The 19,382-nt window shown below is 69.6% G+C and carries 16 protein-coding genes; 10 read left to right on the top strand and 6 right to left on the bottom strand.

Translation table 11 applies throughout. From position 1 onward, the window contains the following. Nucleotides 1-6: 6 nt before the first annotated feature. The 3 genes from GGD89_RS00915 to GGD89_RS00905 are packed head-to-tail and all read left to right on the top strand — an operon-like array spanning nt 7 to nt 2,140. Nucleotides 7-1,050 (top strand): beta-ribofuranosylaminobenzene 5'-phosphate synthase family protein, encoded by a 1,044-nt coding sequence (locus GGD89_RS00915; RefSeq protein ID WP_184042208.1) that lies wholly within the window; start codon nt 7-9, stop codon nt 1,048-1,050. Next, complete coding sequence (locus GGD89_RS00910) at nt 1,047-1,670, top strand: hypothetical protein (RefSeq protein WP_184042207.1); 624 nt, start codon at nt 1,047-1,049, stop codon at nt 1,668-1,670. Before GGD89_RS00915 ends, GGD89_RS00910 begins: the two co-directional genes overlap by 4 nt. Further along, complete coding sequence (locus GGD89_RS00905) at nt 1,667-2,140, top strand: NUDIX hydrolase (protein WP_184042206.1); 474 nt, start codon at nt 1,667-1,669, stop codon at nt 2,138-2,140. Before GGD89_RS00910 ends, GGD89_RS00905 begins: the two co-directional genes overlap by 4 nt. Nucleotides 2,141-2,179: 39 nt before the next feature. Here GGD89_RS00905 and uxaC read toward each other — a convergent pair whose 3' ends face one another. Genes uxaC through GGD89_RS00880 form a run of 5 tightly spaced genes read right to left on the bottom strand, consistent with a single transcriptional unit; the run spans nt 2,180 to nt 9,313 of the window. Then, nucleotides 2,180-3,589 carry a glucuronate isomerase gene (uxaC, locus tag GGD89_RS00900; RefSeq protein WP_184042205.1) on the bottom strand — a complete coding sequence of 470 codons (1,410 nt, stop codon included), beginning with the start codon at nt 3,587-3,589 and terminating at the stop codon, nt 2,180-2,182. Continuing rightward, entirely contained in the window at nt 3,589-5,037 is a 1,449-nt protein-coding gene (locus GGD89_RS00895; RefSeq protein WP_184042204.1) for a mannitol dehydrogenase family protein, read from the bottom strand. Before GGD89_RS00895 ends, uxaC begins: the two co-directional genes overlap by 1 nt. Before the next feature lie 40 nt (nt 5,038-5,077). Continuing rightward, nucleotides 5,078-7,456 (bottom strand): glycoside hydrolase family 31 protein, encoded by a 2,379-nt coding sequence (locus GGD89_RS00890; protein ID WP_184042203.1) that lies wholly within the window; start codon nt 7,454-7,456, stop codon nt 5,078-5,080. Nucleotide 7,457: 1 nt separating this feature from the next. Next, nucleotides 7,458-8,765, bottom strand: a complete 1,308-nt coding sequence (locus GGD89_RS00885; protein WP_184042202.1) for a TRAP transporter large permease — start codon at nt 8,763-8,765, stop codon at nt 7,458-7,460. After that, complete coding sequence (locus GGD89_RS00880; protein ID WP_184042201.1) at nt 8,765-9,313, bottom strand: TRAP transporter small permease; 549 nt, start codon at nt 9,311-9,313, stop codon at nt 8,765-8,767. The genes GGD89_RS00885 and GGD89_RS00880 overlap by 1 nt, the downstream gene beginning before the upstream one ends. 357 nt (nt 9,314-9,670) lie before the next feature. Between GGD89_RS00880 and GGD89_RS00875 the strand changes: the two genes are divergently transcribed. From GGD89_RS00875 to GGD89_RS00855, 5 genes are all read left to right on the top strand, one after another. Then, nucleotides 9,671-10,651: a TRAP transporter substrate-binding protein gene (locus GGD89_RS00875; RefSeq protein WP_184042200.1), complete on the top strand. Its 981-nt coding sequence runs from the start codon at nt 9,671-9,673 to the stop codon at nt 10,649-10,651. An 88-nt stretch (nt 10,652-10,739) separates the two neighbouring features. Continuing rightward, complete coding sequence (locus tag GGD89_RS00870) at nt 10,740-12,551, top strand: glycoside hydrolase family 2 protein (protein WP_184042199.1); 1,812 nt, start codon at nt 10,740-10,742, stop codon at nt 12,549-12,551. Next, nucleotides 12,548-13,297: an FCD domain-containing protein gene (locus GGD89_RS00865; protein WP_184042198.1), complete on the top strand. Its 750-nt coding sequence runs from the start codon at nt 12,548-12,550 to the stop codon at nt 13,295-13,297. Before GGD89_RS00870 ends, GGD89_RS00865 begins: the two co-directional genes overlap by 4 nt. A gap of 75 nt (nt 13,298-13,372) precedes the next feature. Continuing rightward, nucleotides 13,373-14,536 (top strand): mannonate dehydratase, encoded by a 1,164-nt coding sequence (gene uxuA / locus GGD89_RS00860; RefSeq protein WP_184042197.1) that lies wholly within the window; start codon nt 13,373-13,375, stop codon nt 14,534-14,536. Between the two features lie 118 nt (nt 14,537-14,654). Next, nucleotides 14,655-15,656, top strand: a complete 1,002-nt coding sequence (locus GGD89_RS00855) for a hypothetical protein (protein WP_184042196.1) — start codon at nt 14,655-14,657, stop codon at nt 15,654-15,656. Between the two features lie 20 nt (nt 15,657-15,676). Here GGD89_RS00855 and GGD89_RS00850 read toward each other — a convergent pair whose 3' ends face one another. Then, a complete protein-coding gene (locus GGD89_RS00850) occupies nt 15,677-16,087 on the bottom strand; it encodes a GFA family protein (protein WP_184042195.1) in 411 nt (136 codons plus the stop codon). A 219-nt stretch (nt 16,088-16,306) separates the two neighbouring features. On the opposite strand from GGD89_RS00850, the gene GGD89_RS00845 reads away from it, so the two are divergent. Both GGD89_RS00845 and GGD89_RS00840 read left to right on the top strand, forming a co-directional pair. Continuing rightward, entirely contained in the window at nt 16,307-18,955 is a 2,649-nt protein-coding gene (locus tag GGD89_RS00845) for a helicase-related protein (RefSeq protein WP_184042194.1), read from the top strand. Next, nucleotides 18,952-19,359 carry an RNA-binding S4 domain-containing protein gene (locus GGD89_RS00840; RefSeq protein ID WP_184042193.1) on the top strand — a complete coding sequence of 136 codons (408 nt, stop codon included), beginning with the start codon at nt 18,952-18,954 and terminating at the stop codon, nt 19,357-19,359. Before GGD89_RS00845 ends, GGD89_RS00840 begins: the two co-directional genes overlap by 4 nt. Nucleotides 19,360-19,382 lie beyond the last annotated feature (23 nt).

The following is a 19,382-nucleotide window of genomic DNA, read 5'->3' as shown; positions in this document are numbered from 1 at the left end:
CCGCCCATGGTGACCAGACGCCCCGATGTCGATCCGTCCACGGTGGCCTTCGGACTCCGCGTGACGGCGGCAAGCCGCCTGAGTTTCACGCTCATCGACCTGAACGGCGAAACCGGCCGGCGGAACGGCATGGCCTCGCTGTCCCTGCGCCACCCCTCGGTGCAGCTTGTCGCCCGCCCGGCCGACCGCCTGACCGTGGACACGGACGCGAACGCGGACGAGTACCGTCCGGTCCTCGTCGACTTCCTGGGCAGGATGGCCGACCGGTTCGCGCTGCCGCCGGTCGGCCTGACGGTGGAGCGCGGCCTTCCGCCCCATCACGGCTTCGGGTCGAAGACCACCACCCTGCTGGCGGCCGGCAAGGCGTACGCGGCGCTCTACGGCCAGGCGATCGACACCGCCAGCCTGGCGCGGCTGGCCGGCCGGGCCGGCACGTCGGGGGCCAGCGTCAACCTGATCGATCGCGGCGGCTATCTGGTCGACGGCGGCCATCTGAACCCGGACGACTTCAACGACGACCCGCAGGCCTACCTGCTGCCCAGCCGCTTCGCCCATCCGGCGCCCAAGCCCCCGGTGCTGATCCAGGCACCGTTTCCGCCCTGGCCCATCCTGTGCATCATCACGGAAGGGTCCGAACTGCACGGCAAGCCGGAACTGGACTGGTTCCGCAAGACGCTGCCGATCCCGGCGGCCGAGGCCCGGCGCACGGCCCACCATGTGCTGCTCAACCTGTCCACGGCGGTGATCGAGGCGGACTACCGCCACTTCTGCCGGGCGCTCAACGTGCTGACCTACGAGCATCATTACAAGCGCGAGCAGATCCTCGTGCAGCCCGAACCCGTCCAGCGGATGTTCCGGGAGGCGGAATCGCGCGACGACATCGACGCCATCTGCATCAGCGTCACCGGCCCCATGTGCTATGCCTTCACCCGCGACAGGACCTCCGCCCTGGCCTGGTGCGACGGGCTGGTCCGCGACGGCATCGCCCGGGATTTCTTCTTCACCAACGCCCAGAACCATCCCGCCGTGATCGAGGGGGTCCCCCTATGACCGGCGCGATCTCCCGGCGCCGCGCCCTCCTGTCGTTGTCGGACAAGACCGGGCTGGAGGACTTCGGGGCGGCCCTGGCGAAGGCCGGGTGGGAGATCGTCGCCACCGACGGGACGGCGGCCGCGCTGGACGCGGCCGGCGTGCCGGTCCGGCGCGTCGACGGGCTGGTGCCGACCCCGGCGCTGTTCGGCGGCCGGCTCAAGACGCTGACCATCGAGGTCTTCGCCGGCCTGCTCTATCGCCGGGGGGACCCCGACGACGAAGCCCAGATGGCGGCGGGCGGGTACCCGCCGATCGACCTGCTGGCGGTGACGCCCTACCCCTTCGCGGCCAGGGCGGCCGAACCGTCGCCGGAGCGACCGCTCGTCGAGGTCATCGATGTCGGCGGACCGTCCATGCTGCGCGCGGCCGCCAAGAATTTCCGGTCGGTCTATGCGATCGTCGACCCGGCCGACTATCCGCACGTCGCCCAGGCCCTGGACGCGTCCGGTGGCGATGCCGCCGGGGACGCGCTGCGACTGCGCCGCCGGCTGGCGGCCAAGGTCTTCACCGTCCTGTCCGCCTACGACGCCGGCATCGCCGCCGCGCTGTCCCGCGACGAGCCATGGAGGGAACCATGATCCTGCCCCCCAAGATCACCGCCATGGTGTATTGCACGCGGGACCGGCAGGTCCTGCTGCTCAAGCGGACCAAGCCCCCCTTCGTCGGGTTCTGGGTGGCCCCGGGCGGCAAGCTGGAGGCGGGCGAAAGCCCCGTGCAGGCGGCGGTCCGGGAGTTCGCGGAAGAAACCGGGCTGTACGCGCAAGACGCGGTCCTGCGCGGCATCATCCGGGAGACCTCGCCGGTCGCCGACTGGCAATGGCTGATGTTCATGTACCGGGTCACGGCGTTCACTGGCGAGTTGTTGGCCGCGCCGCCGGAGGGCGAGTTGATCTGGGTCGACATCGACCGGCTTCCCGACCTCACCCTGCCCGATGCGGATCGGGTGTTCGCGCCCCGGCTGCTGGCGGACACGCCGGGGGTGTATGAAGCCGTCTTTACCTATGACGAGAGCAAACGGTTGATCGACGTGTGGGAACACGTGCCGTGACGCGACCGCATCGGGGCCGAGGGGGCGGCGACGGACCGGTCATCGGGCGGCGAACCACCGCGCGGCGTTCCGGTAGCAGATGTCGGTCACCAGCCCCGCCGCCAGGTCGTGGTCGGGTGGGATGTGGCCGCGCTCCATCCAGTCGCCCACCATGTCGCACAACAGGCGGCGGAAGTACTCGTGGCGCGGGAAGGACAGGAAGGACCGGCTGTCGGTCAGCATGCCGACGAAACGCGCGATCAGACCCATTTGCGCCAACTGGGTCATCTGCCGGCGCATGCCGTCCAACTGGTCGTTGAACCACCAGCCCGACCCGGCCTGGACCTTGCCGGGAACCGAGCCGTCCTGGAAGTTGCCGGCGGTGGTCACGATGACCGCGTTCCGCGAGGGATCCACGGAATAGAGGATGGTCCGGGGAAGGTCGCCGGTCCGGTCGAGGCGATCGAGCAGCGCGTTGAGCGCCGCGGCGAAGGGGCGGTCACCGATGGAGTCCCCGCCCACATCGGCCCCCAGGGTCCGGACCAGGGCGCTCCGATTGTTCCGGATGGGGCCCAGGTGAAGCTGCATGACCAGGTCCCGCCGGGCGTAGGCCCGGCCCAGGGCGACCAGCACCGCGCCCTGGAAGTCGGCGATGTCGGCCTCGTCCAGGGTGTGTCCGGCCAGGCGCCGCTTGAGGATGGCGGTCAGCGCCGCGTCGGTCCGTTCCGCACCGAGGCGCGCGATCTCGATGCCGTGGTCCGTGGCCACGCACCCGGCCGCCACGAAATGATCAAGCCGCCGCTCCAGCGCCGCCACCAGATCCTCGAAGCGGGTTATCGGCATGTCCGCCGCCGCCGACAGTCGCTCCAGGTAGGCCGGGAAGCCCGCCGCCTCGATCTTGACGGCGTGATCCGGACGGAAGCTGGGCACGACCCGGAAGCCCAGGTCCGGCTCTCGTGCCAGGGCACGGTGATGCTCCAGGGAATCGCACGGGTCATCGGTGGTGCCCACCAGTTCGACCGCCATCCGCCGCAACAGTCCGCGTGCCCCGAACTCCGGCCGGGGGAGCCGGTCGGCGGCGGCATCCCAGACGGCGGCGGCGGTGTCGCGGGACAGGACCGTACCGTCGAGGCCGAAGTAGCGGGACATCTCCAGGTGGGTCCAGTGGTACAGGGGGTTCCCCAGGCACTGGGGCATGATGTCCGCGAAGGCGTCGAATTTCTCGCGGAAGCTGGCGTCTCCCGTGATCCGCCGCTCGTCGATCCCGGCCCATCGCATGGCCCGCCATTTGTAGTGGTCGCCCTCCAGCCAGATTTGGCCCAGGCTCTCCCAGTGCGTGTCCTCGGCGATCTGCCGGGGCGGCAGGTGGTTGTGGTAGTCGATGATGGGCAGGGGGGCCGCGACCTCGTGATACAGGCGGCACGCGGCATCGCTTTCGAGGAGGAAGTCGTCTCCCATGAAGGCTTTCATCACGCGTCCTTTCCGAGTCCGGCGACGGCGGCGCGGGCGCCGTCGCGACGCAGGGTCCGATAGGCGGCGTCCACGGGCTCCCGGAACGAGGGCGAGGCGGCAAGGTCCGCGGGAAACACCGTGGATCCCTCCAGCATGGCCGCCACGTAGGCCGGCCCGTCCGGTGTCGAGGCCGCGATGGCCCGCAGAGCGTCGGCATGGGGATCGTTCAGGGGCAGGGGCGTCCCCGTGTCGTCCGTCCCCCGGCAATAGGCCATCCATCCGGCCAGCCCCAGGGCCAGCCGGGGCCAGGGCCTGTCGTGGGCCATATGGATACGGATCGAGGCCAGCATCCGCTGGGGCAGCTTCTGCGTGCCGTCCGTGGCGATCTGCGTGGTCCGATGGTTCAACCGGCTGTTCGAGAAGCGCCGGATCAGGGCGTCGGCGTAGGCGGTGAGGTCGATGCCGTCGGGCATCGCCAGGGTGGGCGCCTGCTCCAGGGTCATCAGGTCCCGGGCCGCGTCGCGGAACGCCGGATCGGCCACGCAGTCGGCGATGGTCGCGTGTCCCGCCAGGGCGCCCAGATAGGCGAGGAACGAATGCGCGCCATTGAGCATGCGCAGCTTCATCTCCTCGAAGGGGCGCACGTCGGCGACGAACTCGGCCCCGGCCAGATCGAAATCGGGCCGTCCTCGGACGAAGCGGTCCTCGATGACCCACTGGCGGAAGGGCTCGCAGACGATGGCGTCGGTGTCCTCCACGCCGATCTCCCGCAACAGGGTCCGGCCGGCCTCGTCCAGGGCCGGGACGATGCGGTCGACCATGGTGCACGGAAAGCTCACGTGGGCCGCGATCCAGGCCGCCAGGTCCGCATCCACCAGGGCCGCGAACCCGAGCACGACGGACCGGCAGACGGCGCCGTTCTCCGGCAAGTTGTCGCAGGACAGAATCGTCAGGCCGCCCCTGTCCAGGGCCATGCGCCGGCGCAGTCCGGCGACCAGCACGCCGACGGCCGTGCGCGGCGCCGCCGGGTTGGCCAAGTCGTGCCGGAGGTCGGGGTGGGCCTCATCCAGTTCGCCCGCGCGGGAGCAGTATCCCTTCTCGGTGATGGTCAGGGAGACCAGGGACAGGGACTCCCGCTCGAAGATGGCGAGAAGCGCGTCGAGGCCGTCCCGCCCGGGGTGGCTGGTGTCCACCAGGCAGCCCACCCGCCGGACCAACAGTCCGTCATCGTCGGCGGCGACGACGGTCACGATTCGGTCCCGGGCGTCGAGGGCATCCAGTTCGACCACCCCGGAATGCAGCCGGGCGGCCACCACGCCCCAGTCGCCGCCGGTCCTGTCCAGGGTTTCGTCCACATAGGTGGACAGGAAGGCGCGGGCGAAGGCGCCGTAGCCCAGATGCAGGATGCGGGGCTTGAGGAGGGCCCGGTTATAGCGGGGCGTTTCGATCGTCGTGGTCTTGGGCACGGTTGGTTTCCTTGGCGACCCGATGGTCGCGCGTGATGGGCTAGAAAAGCGGGACGGTGTCGCCGGAGCGGATGGCCCGGCCGTTCACGGTGAGCGGGCGACGTTCCCCCGCCGGCAGAACAACCGTGGCCTCCGCGTGGGCCGGGCGGTAGGTCCCCTGCGCCGTCCAGGACAGGGCGACGGACCCGGCGTCGCCCGTCAGGGAGAACCGGGTGAGCCGATGGGTCGCGGCCAGGGCGCGGGCGTCCAGGCCGTCGTCGGCGTACTCCCGGCTGTGCCCCTGGCCGTCCGGCGGCGGCGGGAAGACCGCCCAGGTCCGCCGGGTGTCCCGGCTGGCGTCGGCCCGGCGCAGCCCCTCGGCGAAGGGAATGACCGATCCGCCGCGCGCGAACAGGGGAATACTGGCAAGGTCCACCGCAAGGGTCAGGTCGGTTCCGCCGGGGTGCCAGGTGCCGTCCCGGACCGACCACCATCCGGTGTCGTTGCGCGGCAGAGAAACGCGGCGCTCCGTGGCGCCGGGCTCGACCACCGTGGCGACCAGCAGATCGTGGCCGATCAGGAAGTCGTCGGTCTCCTCGAAACACCGGGGATCCCGCTCGTGATCGAGGAACGTCGGCCGCAGCATCGGTTCGCGCTCCGTCACGCAGCGGTGGAGCGCGGAATACAGGTACGGGATCAGGCGGTAGCGCAGGTGGATGGCCTCGCGGACCAGGGGCGTCACCTCCGGATACATCCAGGGCTCGTTCACCGTGCCGTCGTCGTTCCAGGAATGGATGGTGAAACGCGGATGGAAGATGCCGTTCTGGACCCAGCGGACGAACAGCTCCGGGTCCGGACGGGGGCCGGCGAAGCCCCCCACGTCGTGGCCCACGTTGAACAGCCCCGAGAGGGACAGGCCCAGGCCCATGCGGATGTTGTAGCGCAGGGTGTCCCAACTGGTGCGGTTGTCGCCGGACCAGGTCTGGGCGTAGCGCTGCAGGCCGGGCGACCCGGAGCGGGAAATCAGATAGGGCCGGGTGTCCGGGGCGTGGGCCACCTGGGCGTCGTGGGAGGCGCGGGTCATCAGGACGGGCATCAGGGGCCGGATCAGGCCGATGTCCACCGGGACGCTGAAGCCGTCGCACTGTGCCGTGGAGTCCCAGACCTCGTACTCGTTGTTGTCGTTCCAGGTGGAGCCGATCCCCACGTCCAGCAGCGCCTCGGTGACGTTCGCGCGCCACCAGGCGACGGTCCGGGGATTGGTGAAGTCCAGGTGGGAGCCCTCGTCGTCCCAGAAGGCGGACCTTTCCGGCGCGCCCGTCTCGGCGTCGCGGATAAACAACCCGGCTTCCGCGGCCTCGCCGTAGCGGGGGTGGTCCTGGAGCAGGCAGGGCTTGATGTTGGCCGCCAGGTGGACGGTCGCCCGGGCGAAGGTCGCCGCCATGCCCTTGGGGTCGGGCACCTTGTCGCGGTTCCAGTTGAACACGTAGCGCTTGTCGCCGATGGAGGTATAGCCCGACGACAACTGGAAGCTGTCACAGGGGATATCGTGCTCGGCGATCAGGCGGAGGAACCCCTCCAGGCGGGCCTGGGCATCGGGGGCGTCGGTGTAGTGCATGGTCGAGCCCGAGTACCCCAGGCTCCAGAGCGGCGGAAAGGCGGTGCCGCCGGTCAGGCGCGCCTGCGTCTTGACCACCTCCAGGATGGAGGGCGCCCAGCTCAGGTAGTAGTCGAGGTCACCGTCCTCGGCGCGGTAGGCGCGGAAGGGCTTGTGGTAGTTGTCCAGTTCGTTTCCCAGGTCGTACCAGCAGCCCGCCAGGTTGTCATGGAACAGGCCCACGACCCCCGCCTCGGCGGTTCGCGTGATGGTGAAGGGAATGTGCTTGTAAAGCGGGTCCGTTGATCGCGCGTCGTATCCCATGGCGTCCAGGTCGCGCATCTCGTAGCGCCGCCCCGACCGCTCCAGGGGACCAGCCTTCTCGCCCAGCCCGTAATGGCGTTCGCCCGGATGACGCAGCAGGAAATGGGCATGGGCATGGGTGCGGGCCCCCAGCATGTAGGCCGCCGTCGGCCGGTCCCGGGCGATCAGCCGGAAGGCGCCGCCCTCGTCCCGCGCCTCCCAGGTCAGCGCCAGGGGATGGCCCACGGTGACCCGCAGCCGGGCGGTCGTCAGGCGGAGGCGGCCGTCCTCCTGGTCCAGGGTGAAGGGCGGCAGGGAGAAGCCGTCCACGCTCAGGCGCGGGCGGCCGGCCCAGGGAACGTCCCCCGCCGGGGCGATGCTCCAGGTCCGATCGAGGCGGAAGGCGCCATCCTTGCGCAGCAGCACGCGGATCAGGGTCTCTTCGAGGACGAGGATGGTCAGCAGGTGACGGTCCTCGACGCGCAGCTCCACGCCATTGTCGAGGGTCCGCGCCACCGTCCAGGTCTTGAGGGTTCTCATGTCAGCTTCCGTAGCCAAGGAAAAGCCGGGGCAGGGTCAGGCTGATGTCCGGGACGTAGGTGATGACCATCAGCAGCACGATCAGGACGGCGTAGAAGGGCAGCATGGGTCTCAAGACGCCGGCGATCGTCGTCTTTCCCACCGAACAGCCGATGAATAGCGCCGAGCCGACGGGCGGCGAGCAAATGCCGATGCACAGGTTCAGGGTCATCATCACGCCGAAGTGCACCGGATCCATGCCCAGGCCCGTGACCACCGGCAGGAAGATCGGCGTGAAGATCAGCAGGGCGGGCGTCATGTCCATGAACGTGCCAACCACCAGCAGCAGCAGGTTGATGATCAGCAGCAGCACCAGCGGGTTCTCGGACAGGGACAGCAGGATGTCCGAGATGGTGTAGGGAATGTCGGCGAAGGCCATGGCCTTGGACATGGCGATGGAGCAGCCGATCATCAGCAGCACGATGGAGGTGGTGATCGTGGCTTCCAGGATGATCGCGGGCAGGTCCTTGACGGAGATCTCGCGATACCAGACCAGGGCCAGGAACAGCGTGTAGACCACGGCGGCCGCCGACGCCTCGGTGGCGGTGAACACGCCGCTGACGATGCCCCCCATGACGATCACGATCAGGCCCAGCGGCAGCACCGCGTCCAGGGCCTTGCGACGGATCTCCGTCCAGCTGGGTTTCGCCGCCACCGGGTAGCCCCGCGCCTTGGCCATCACGCCCGCGACCAGCATCAGGCCCAGCCCCATCAGGATGCCGGGCAGGTATCCGGCCACGAACAGCGCGGCCACGGACGTGCCGTTGGTGATCAGGGAGAAGACGATGAAGGTCGTGCTGGGCGGGATCAGCAGACCCGTGGGACAGGAGGTGATGTTGACGGCGGCCGAGAAGTTGGGATCGTAGCCCTCCTTCTTCTGCAACGGGGCCATGACGCCGCCCACCGCGGCCGCCGACGCCACCGCCGAGCCCGAGATCGCCCCGAACATCATGTTCGCCAGCACGTTGCAATGGGCCAGGGCGCCGGGCAGGCGCCCCCCCAGGACCTTGGCGAAGTCGATCAGGCGCAGGGCGATCCCGCCCCGGTTCATGATGTTGCCGGCCAGGATGAAGAACGGGATGGCCAGCAGCGTGAAGCTGTCCAGGCCCGACGCCATCTGCTGGGCGACGATGAACATCGACTGATCGAAGGACATGAAGGCCAGGAAGGTGACCGCCGCCCCGATGCCGATGGCGAAGGCGACCGGCACCCCCAGGGCCATGAGCAGTCCGAACGTGCCGAACAGCGTGAGCGCGCTTTGCAGTTCCATCAGTCTCGCTCCGCGTGGCCGGCCTGGGTCGTCGCCAGGGCACGCGGATCGCCGGTGGGCGCGTCGCCCCCGGTGTCCCTGGTGCCCAGGATGTCGATCAGAAAACCGACGCCGTAAAAGAGGATCAGCATCCCGGACACGGGAATGGCGCTGTACACGTACCCCATGGGAATGCGCAGGACGGGGGAGAGCTGCCCCGTCGCCAGCGTCTTCATCATGAGCTGCTGGCCCCCGTAGACCATCACCAGAAGGGCGAAGGCGCCGATGATCAGGACGACGGCGACGTGCAGCACCTTGGCCTTGCGGCCGCTCAACAGGCCCGTCAGCAGATCGATGGCGAGGTGCCGGCCCTTTCCGTAGGTGTAGGCCCCCCCGAACAAGGCCATCCAGATGAACAGGAAGCGAGCCAGTTCGTCGGTGACGGTGGTCGGGGCGCCCAACACGTAGCGCGAGAACGCCTGCCAGAAGACACAGACGATCAGAAGCCCGAAGTCCAGGACGATGAGCGTCCCGAGGACGGCGTCGACGGCCGCCGTGAGCCGTTTCATGGCGTCCTCCGGGACGCCGGTTCGGCGACGGTCCATCCGGGGACGTTCCAAGGGTGTTTCGACACGGTGCCCTCCCGACCGCCAGGGCGCCCGGACGGGGCGCCGGCGGGTCTCTTTTCTGGGGTCCTTGGCCGAGCGTCGAGCCCGTCCGTTTCCCTACCCTTCTCCCAAACGCAAAATTGGTCAACCAATTTTGCGAAATTGGTTGACTGATTGTCGATATTGGCCAACCATTTTGGCCTCGGTCGCCCCGAGCGGTCGGCCGCGCACCATGCCGGATGCCGGTCCCGGCGGCATGGACATCCCGGTCAAGGGTGGGAGGCGGAAAGCCTCCGAGACGATTGGAGGAAATTTGAAATGAGCAAACGGCAGTATCTCGGCGCGCTGGTGGGCGCGTCCCTCTTGATGTCGGGTACCGCGGTCGAGGCGCGAACCCTGAAGCTCAACCACAACAATCCCGAGTCGCACCCGGTCCACGAAGCCGCCGAGTACATGTCCAAGCGGCTGGAAGAGCTGACCAACGGCGACCTGAAAATTCGCGTTTACGCCAATGCCCAGTTGGGAACCCAGCGCGAATCGATGGAAATGATTCAGAACGGCCTGTTGGACATGGCGCGGTCCAATGCCAGCGAGCTTGAAGCGTTCGATGAGTCCTATAGCGCGCTGAACCTGCCCTACATCTTCAAGGACGAAGCTCACTACTATGATGTGCTGAGCGGTGATATCGGTGCCGATATCCTGTCCTCGTCGAAGGACAAGGGGTTCCTGGGCATCGCCTACTACGTGGAGGGCGCGCGCTCCTTCTACGCCAACACGGAGATCACCTCTCCCGCCGACCTGGAAGGCATGAAGATCCGCGTGCAGCCCAGTCCCTCGGCCATCCGCATGGTCGAGTTGCTAGGCGGCATTCCGACCCCCATCGCCTACGGCGAACTCTACAGCGCGCTTCAGCTCGGCGTGGTGGACGGGGCGGAGAACAATCCGCTGGCCCTGACCTCGGCGCGCCACGGCGAGGTGGCCAAGGTCTATTCCAACGACCAGCACACCATGATCCCCTCGGTGGTGCTGATTTCCACCCAGACGTGGGAGTCGCTGTCGGAGGCCGAGCAGAAGGCCCTGATGCAGGCGGGCCGGGACTCCATGGACCACGCCCGCGCGCTCTGGAACAAGCAGGAAGCCAAGGGTGTGGAGACGGCCAAGCAGGAGATGGGCGTGCGGTTCATCGAGGTCGACAAGGCGCCTTTCGTCGAGGCGGTCCTGCCCATGCATGAGGAAGCCGCCGCCGCGTCCCCACGGGTCGCCGACCTGATCCAGCGCATCAAGGCCCTCGGCGAGTAACGCGCGGCAACACCAGACGGCCCCTCCACCCGCCCCTCCCCGGGGTCGGGCGGGGTGGCCGCCCACCGACCGAAGGGAACGCCGAGCCATGCTGGAACGGTCCGACCTGGCGGAAAACGCCCTGCAAGCGTTGCACGACGAAGACTACGGCGTCCCCTTCGACACCCGGTCCCTGAACCATCGGACCATGGTGTTCACCGGCGGGCGCGAGGCCCGGTCCCTGGACGGCGACTGGACCTTCTGCGTCGATCTGCTCGACACGGGTCTGCGCCAGAAGTGGTTCACCATGACGCCCATGGCGGCGGCGGAGCGAACGGAGCCCTGGGACTACGATCCCTACGAGGGCGAGACGACGCCGGTGCCCTCCTGCTGGGCCATGGTCAAGGAAAAGTGGTACTTCTTCGAGGGCAGCGCCTGGTACACCCGTCCCCTGGACATAGCGGCCGTCGTGCCGGGCCGTCGCTACATCCTGCGGGTGGGCGCCGCCCAGTACGACTGCAAGGTCTTCCTGAACGGCCGCTTCATCGGCAATCACCTCGGCGGGTCGACACCGTTTTTCGCGGAGTTGACCGACGACCTGACGGCGGGCCGCAACTGGCTGATGCTCATGGTCAACAACACGCGGACCCTGACCCGCGTCCCCATGCGCAACACCGACTGGTTCAACTACGGCGGCGTCTACCGCGAGGTCGCCCTTTACGAAACACCGGCGACGGTGATCCGCGATCTGTTCGTGCATCTGGCGCCCGGCGAGGGCTTCAACCGGATCCGCGCGGCCGTAGCGGTCGAGGGCGATGCCGTCTCGGCGCGCCTGGACATTCCCGAACTGGGGATCAGCCAGGCCGTGGCGCTGGACGCGGACGGGACGGGCACCATCGAGGTGGAGGCCGAACCCCGCCTTTGGTCGCCGGACGACCCCAAGCTCTATGACGTCCACCTGAGCGCGGGCGACGATCGCGTGTCCGACCGCGTGGGGTTCCGCCGGATCGAGCGGTCCGGCGACACGATCCTGCTGAACGGCGCGCCGCTGTTCCTGCGCGGCATCTCGGTCCACGAGGACGACGCCGTCCTGGGGAAGGTGACGAACGACCAGGATCTGCGCCGCCGCTTCGCCCATGCCCGGGCGCTGAACTGCAACTTCCTGCGCCTCGCCCACTACCCCCATCACGAACGCGCGGCGCGGCTGGCCGACGAACTGGGGTTCCTGCTGTGGGAGGAGATCCCCGTCTACTGGGCCATCGCCTTCGACAATCCGGCGACCTATCAGGACGCCGAGAACCAGCTCCTCGAACTCATCAAGCGCGACCGCAACCGGGCCAGCGTCATCATCTGGTCCGTGGGCAACGAGAACCCGGATACCGACGCCCGCCTTTCCTTCATGCGCCGGCTGGCGGAGACGGCGAAGGCGGCCGATCCCACCCGCCTGACCTCGGCGGCCTGCCTGGTGAACCATGCCCGCAAGCGCATCGAGGACCGCCTCGCCGATCACATCGACGTCATCGGCCTGAATGAATACTACGGCTGGTACGAGGAGAACTTCGAGGACCTGGAGGACATCGGACGGAACTCCAGGCCGGACAAGCCCGTCATCATCTCGGAGACGGGCGCGGATGCCGACATCGGCCCGAACGGCCCGACGCAAGGACTGTTCAGCGAGACCTACATGCGCGCGGTCTATGAAAAACAGATCGAAACCTTGCGGCATCTCGACTATGTGAAGGGCATGTCCCCCTGGATTCTCTACGATTTTCGCGTGGAGCGGCGACAGAACGTGTTCCAGCGGGGCTTCAATCGCAAGGGGCTCATCGCCGCCGACAAGACCACCCGGAAGGCGGCGTTCCAGGTGCTCGCCGCCTATTACGCGGAGCGCGCCGCCGAGCGCGGGAGTCCGTCACCATGACCATCGCACCGGGCAAACGACGCTACCAGGACGTGGCGGAAGACCTGCGCAGGGCCATCGCCGAGGGCGGCTATCGCGTCGGCGACCGCCTGTGGACCGAACGTCAGATCGCGGCGGACATGGATGTCAGCCGCTCGATCGTTCGGGAAGCCGTCATCATGCTGGAGATCGAGGGCCTGGTGGCGGTGCGTAAGGGGTCCGGAATCTACCTGGCCCGGCTGCCGGATGTCGGTGGCGGCCGCACCCAGGCGGATATCGGCCCCTTCGAACTGCTCCAGGCCCGCCAGATCCTGGAAAGCAGCATCGCGGCCTTCGCCGCGACCATGGTCACCAAGGGCGACATCCTGCGCATGCGCGAGGCCCTGGACATGGAACGCCGGGCCATCGAGCGGAACGACGACGACTATTCGGGCGACGAGCTGTTCCACCGCCTGATCGCCGAGTCCTCGCAGAACGGCGTGCTGGTGGACATGCTCGACGAGCTGTGGCGCAAGCGAAAGCGCAGCCCCATGTGGGCGCGGCTGCACGAGCGGATCTTCGACAGCGGATACCGCACCCGCTGGCTGGACGACCACCAGACCATCCTGGCCGCCCTGCAATGCCGCAACCCCGCGCAGGCCCGGGACGCCATGTGGCGACACCTGGAGAACGTCCGGCACACCCTGCTCGAACTCTCCGACGTCGATGACCCGCAGTTCGACGGCTATCTGTTCCACACCGATCCGGTCGCCGTGGGCACGGGCTGACCGGCGACCCGGCGGGGACTGTATTTTGGACGGCGCGGCGCGTCCGCGAGGACATGTGAGCAAGGTGAAAAGACAGTGAAGCAGACGTGGCGCTGGTTTGGTCCGACGGATCCGGTTTCCCTGCAAGACATCCGCCAGGCCGGGGCGACCGGGGTCGTCACCGCCCTGCACGAGTTGCCCAACGGCGCGGTCTGGCCCGTCGAGGCCATCGCCGAGCGCAAGGCCGAGATCGAGAAGGCCGGCCTGACCTGGGACGTCGTCGAGAGCATCCCGGTCCACGAGGACATCAAGACCGCCGCCCCGGGCTGGCAAGCCCATGCCCAGACCTGGGCCCAGAGCGTGCGCCATCTGGCCGCCTGCGGCATCCATGTCATCTGCTACAACTTCATGCCGGTCCTGGACTGGACCCGCACGGATCTTGCCCACGAACTGCCCGACGGCGCGCGCTGCCTGCGCTTCGACCACGCCCGCTACGTGGCCTTCGACCTGTTCATCCTGAAACGGCCGGGCGCCGACGCCGAGTATGCGCCGGAGACCGTCGACGCGGCCCGCGCCACCTTCGAGGCCATGACCGAGGCCGAGGTCGAGTCCCTGACCCGCACCATCATCGCGGGCCTGCCGGGCGCCGAGGAAAGCTACACCCTGGAGACCTTCCGCGAGCGGCTCGCCCGTTACGACGGCGTCGACGCGGCGACCCTGCGCGACCGCCTGCGGGCCTTCCTGGGCATTGTCGCGCCGGTGGCGGACGAGGTCGGGACCCTTCTCGCCATCCATCCCGACGACCCGCCGCGCCCGCTGTTCGGCCTGCCCCGCATTGTCTCGACCATCGAGGACATGGCGGCCATCTCCCTCATGACCGACAGCGCGGCGAACGGCTTCACGCTGTGCACGGGGTCCTATGGCGTGCGCGCCGACAACGACATCGTCCAGATGATCGAGCGCTTCGCCGATCGCATCCACTTCGTCCACGTGCGCTCGACCAAGCGCGAGGACGACGCGATGAGCTTCCACGAGGCGGCGCACCTGGACGGCGACCTGGATATCGTCGCCATCGTCGAAGCCGTGGTGAGGGCCGAACGCCGCCTGAACACGACCATTCCGTTCCGCCCGGACCATGGACATCAAATCCTGGACGACCTGCGCCGCCGGTCCACGCCCGGGTATCCCGCCATCGGGCGGCTCAAGGGCCTTGCGGAGGTGCGCGGCGTCGAACAGGCCGTCAAGCGCTTCCTATCCTAACACACCGATCCGGATGATCCGGGATGCCGCGACGCCGCCCGGCGACGACGTCGGGGTTTGTGGGCGGCGGCGGCCCGGGTAAGCTGGCCCTTCCCATCACCGAGGGCCAGCCGCACCCATGACCGCCGTTCGTCAACCCCAAGCGCCGTCCGAGGACCCGTCCGAGGATCCCTCCACCATCGCCATGCCGGCGCGGCCCCGGGTGACCATCGTCACCGGCGCCGACGACCGCTACGCGCCCCTGGCCGAGGAATTGATCGCCTCGGTGCGCGCCCACCGGTCGCTCAATGCCATCGACCTGTCGCTGATCGCCACCGGCATGAGCCCGGCGGTGACCGAGCGCCTGCGTCCCAAGGTCGAGAACCTCGCCGACGGCGCCTGGAACATCGCCCAGGCCGGCCAGCGCGCCGGCAAGCGCGACTGGCTGATGGCGCGGGTCAACAAGCTGTTCACCCGCGACTACTTCCCGGGCTACGACGTCTACATCTGGATCGACGCCGACGCCTGGGTCTGCGATCCGACGGCCATCGACGGGCTGCTGGAGGGCGTGCGCCGCGCCGGCCTGGCGGTGGGCTACGACGACACCCCCACCAGCGCCCTGGACCTGGAGGTGCGCGCCTGGGTGGGCGGCTGGGCGCTGGGCCGCACCTACTGCATGAAGCACGCCCGGCGCGCCCGCCTGTCGCCCGAGGAGCTGCGCCGTCTGGCCCGGGCGCGGCCCTTCAACAACGGCGTCTTCGCCCTGGCCGGCGACGCCCCCCACTGGCCGGTGATCCAGGCCAACATGAGCCGGCTGGTGCGCAAGGGCCGCATCTTCGGCGCCAACCAGATGGCTATCGTCATGGCCGTGCATCTGGACGGGCTGCCCGTGGAGATCATGCCGCACGCCTGCAACTACCTGGACGTGCCGCGTGTCTGCGCCCGCAGCGGCGCCTTCGTCGAGGCGACGATTCCCCATCACCGGGTGGGGATCCTGCACCTCGCCTCGCGCGACGCCATGCGCACCGACCCGACCCTTGAGATGGATCTCCTGGACACCGAGGGCCGCCCCGTGCGCCGTTCGCTGCGCTACCGACCGGAGTCCCTGGCGCGGCGTGACCCGTCCGCCAGCGGCGCGTGAGCGGGCCGGGTCGACGACGGTCAGGTCTGCTCAGGGGGCTCGTCCTCGGCCCGGCCGGTGGAGGGTCGGTCGCGGTCGTATCGTCGCGAGACCGGGAACGGCGGTAGCCAGGACTCGCGCCGGACGACCCAGCTTTCGTACGTCGGCGTCAGTTGGTCGGGGGCGTCCAGGGATCCCAGGTGCACTTCGATTTCGTCTCCGCTGCGCGCGAAAACGGACGAGCCGCAGCGGGGACAGAAATGCCGCCCGCGATAATCGCGTGTTTCGCCGTCGATCGTCACCGCGTCCCGAGGGAACACCGCCGACGCGAAGAACAGCGCCCCGTGATGCTTGCGGCAGTCGAGACAGTGGCACAGGCCGACCCGGTACGGGCGTCCCGACGCCACCAGCCTGACGGCCCCGCACAGGCAGCCGCCAGTGAACCGGTCCATGGTCACCCTCCTTTCGCGTCGCTCTCATGGTCTCACGTCCTTTTCCCGCCGGCGGCCTCCTTCCAAGCCGACGCGGGAGGCTGCGCCCCCAGTCAGGAACCGGGGGCGGGCCGCAACGGTCATTCTCAGTGACCGTCTCAATGACCGTTGGTATCATTTCTCGCGGGACCGGGGATGCCCTTGCATCGGCGGCCCCGACCCCTCATCCTTTTGAGCACTATGACCCTGCCGCCCGACCGAGGCCGGGTGTGGGCCGTCCTGGGACCCACCAACACCGGCAAGACCCATCTGGCCGTGGAGCGCATGCTTGGCCATTCGTCGGGCATGATGGGCTTTCCCTTGCGCCTGCTGGCCCGCGAAAACTACGAGCGGGTGGTGCGGGCCAAGGGGCCGGATCGCGTGGCCCTGATCACCGGCGAGGAGAAGATTATCCCGCCGGAGCCCGCGTACTTCCTCTGTACCGTGGAGAGCATGCCCCTGGGGCGGCCGGTGGACTTCCTGGCCATCGACGAGGTGCAACTGTGCGCCGACCCCGACCGGGGCCATGTGTTCACCGACCGGGTGCTGCATGCCCGCGGTCGCGCCGAGACCCTGTTCCTGGGCGCGGCCACCATGGAGCCGCTGTTGCGCCGGCTGCTGCCCGACTGCCTGTTCGAGACCCGGCCGCGCTTCTCCCGCCTCGCCTATGCCGGGCCGCGCAAGCTCACCCGCCTGCCCCGGCGCACGGCGGTGGTGGCCTTCTCGGCCGCCGACGTCTACGCCATCGCCGAACTGGTGCGCCGTCAGCGGGGCGGCGCCGCCGTGGTCATGGGGGCGCTCAGCCCGCGCACTCGCAACGCCCAGGTGGCGCTCTACCAGGGGGGCGAGGTCGACTATCTGGTGGCCACCGACGCCATCGGCATGGGCTTGAACATGGACGTCGATCATGTGGCCTTCGCCGCCATGGAGAAGTTCGACGGCGACCGCCACCGCCCTCTGCGCAGCACCGAGGTCGCCCAGATCGCCGGCCGCGCCGGGCGCTACCAGACCGATGGCACCTTCGGCACCACCGCCGACGTCGGTCCCCTGCCCACGGACCTGGTAGAGCGGGTGGAGACCCACAGCTTCCAGGCGGTGCGCGCCATCCAGTGGCGCAACACGGCGCTGGACCTGTCGTCGGTGGCGGCGCTGACCAACAGCCTCAACCATCCCCCCGGCCTGGAGGTTCTGCGCCGCACCCGCGACGCCCCCGACCAGTTGGCGCTGGAGGTGTTGACCCGCGACCCCGAGATCCGCGCGCTGGCCCGAGGGACCGACGCCGTGCGCCTGCTGTGGGACGTCTGCCGGGTGCCCGACTTCCGCAAGGTCCACGAGGAGTCGCACCACCGGCTCCAGGACCAGATCTATCGCCACCTCACGGGCCGGGTGGGGCGCCTGCCGCCCGACTGGATCGCCGGCCACATCAAGCGCCTGGACAGCGCCGACGGCGACATCCACGCCCTCACCGACCGCATCGCCAGCATCCGGGTGTGGACCTACGTGGCCCACCAGAACGCCTGGCTGGCCGACGCCGCCCACTGGCGCGAGCGCACCCGGGCGCTGGAGGACCGCCTGTCCGACGCCCTGCACGAGCGCCTGACCCAGCGCTTCGTGGACCGGCGAACCTCGGTGCTCATGAAGCGGTTGCACGACCGCGCGGTGCTGGTGGCGCGGGTCGAGGCCGACGGCGCGGTCAGTGTCGAGGGCCACCCGGTGGGCCGCCTGGACGGCTTCGTGTTCACGCCGGATCGGGGCGGCGGGACGCGCGGCGACAAGGCGGTGCTCCACGCCGCCCTCAAGGCCCTGCACGGCGAGACCGCCCGCCGGGTCGCGGCCCTGGAGGCGGCCGGCGACGAGACCCTCACCCTGGCCGACGACGGCGCCCTGCACTGGAACGGGGGTCCCGTGGCGCGCCTGTCCAGGGGTGCGGAGCCGCTGCGCCCGGCGGTGGAGCTGCCGGCCTCCGACCTGCTGACAGGGGACCCCGCCCAGCGGGTGCGTGCCCGCCTCGCCGCCTGGGTCGACCGCCGGGTGGCCCGGGACCTGGCGCCCTTGCTGGTCACCCGGGCGGCCGAGGGGCTGTCCGGCCCGGCGCGCGGCATCGCCTTCCAGGTGACCGAGGCCCTGGGCACCGTGGCCCGCGCCGCCGTCGCCCCGCAACTGGGCGCGCTCTCCCGCGCCGACCGCAAGGCCCTGGCCCGCTTGCAGATCCGCCTGGGGGTGGAAAGCGTGTTCATGCCGCCGCTGCTGAAGCCGGCGGCCCAGCGCCTGCGCGCCATCCTGTGGAGCGCATACACCGGCCGGCCGCTGGCGCCGCCGCCCATGGGCCGGGTCTGCTATGCCGTCGAGACCGGCGACGAGGCCAGCGACGAGGCGGGGATCCGGGCGCTGGGCTTTCGTCTGCTGGGCGGCCGGGCGGTTCGCGCCGACATGCTGGAGCGCTTCGCCGCCGGCCTGCGCCAGGCCACGCGAGATGCCGGCGCCGACAAACGGGATCCCCACGCGGGCGCCCCCCTGCCCGCCACCCTGCCGCCCATGCTGGGCGCGTCACTGGACGAGGCCGAGACCCTGGCCCGGGCCCTGGGCTTCCGCGTCTGGCGCGATGACGCCGGTGTCTGCCGCCTGCGTCCGGACCGTGGGAGTCGCCGCGCCCGGCTCGGCGGCACTCGCCCCGCCCCGGCCCCGGCGGTGGGTCCGGGCAACGCCCCCGACGCCCGCCCCAAGACGGGCCCCCAAAACACCGGCCCCGCCAAGGACAGCAAGGCCGATCGCCATTGCCGCATCGCGCACGCCAAGCGGCGCGCCGCCGACTCGCCGTTCGCCGTGCTGGCCGGGAAGATCCGCGCATGACGGACCGGAGCGGCGAGTCGATGCGCATCGACAAGTGGCTGTGGCATGCCCGGTTCCGCAAGACTCGGGCGCTGGCCCAGGCGCTGTGCGCCGACGGCTGCGTGACCCTGAACGGCGCGACCGTCACCAAGGCCAGTGCCCAGGTGCGCGCGGGGGACGAGGTGGTGCTGATCCTGGGGCCGATGCGGCGGCGGCTGCGAGTGGCGGCCCTCGGGGCGCGCCGTGGACCGGCCCCCGAGGCCCAGGCCCTTTATGAGGACCTCGCCCCGCCCGAGCGTCTGGCCGATCCGGTCATGGCCCCGGCGCCGGTGGCCCCGCGCGACTCGGGCAGCGGGCGTCCGACCAAGCGTGACCGCCGCGCGCTGAACAAGCTGCGCGACCCGTGGCAGGAGCCGCCCGGATAGCACACGGAACGCCGCCGGACATC

The organism is Roseospira visakhapatnamensis, from assembly GCF_014197915.1.
Classification (GTDB): Bacteria; Pseudomonadota; Alphaproteobacteria; order Rhodospirillales; family Rhodospirillaceae; genus Rhodospira; species Rhodospira visakhapatnamensis.
The sequence above is the reverse complement of the archived record's forward strand: the minus strand, read 5'-3'. Positions and strand labels throughout refer to the sequence as shown.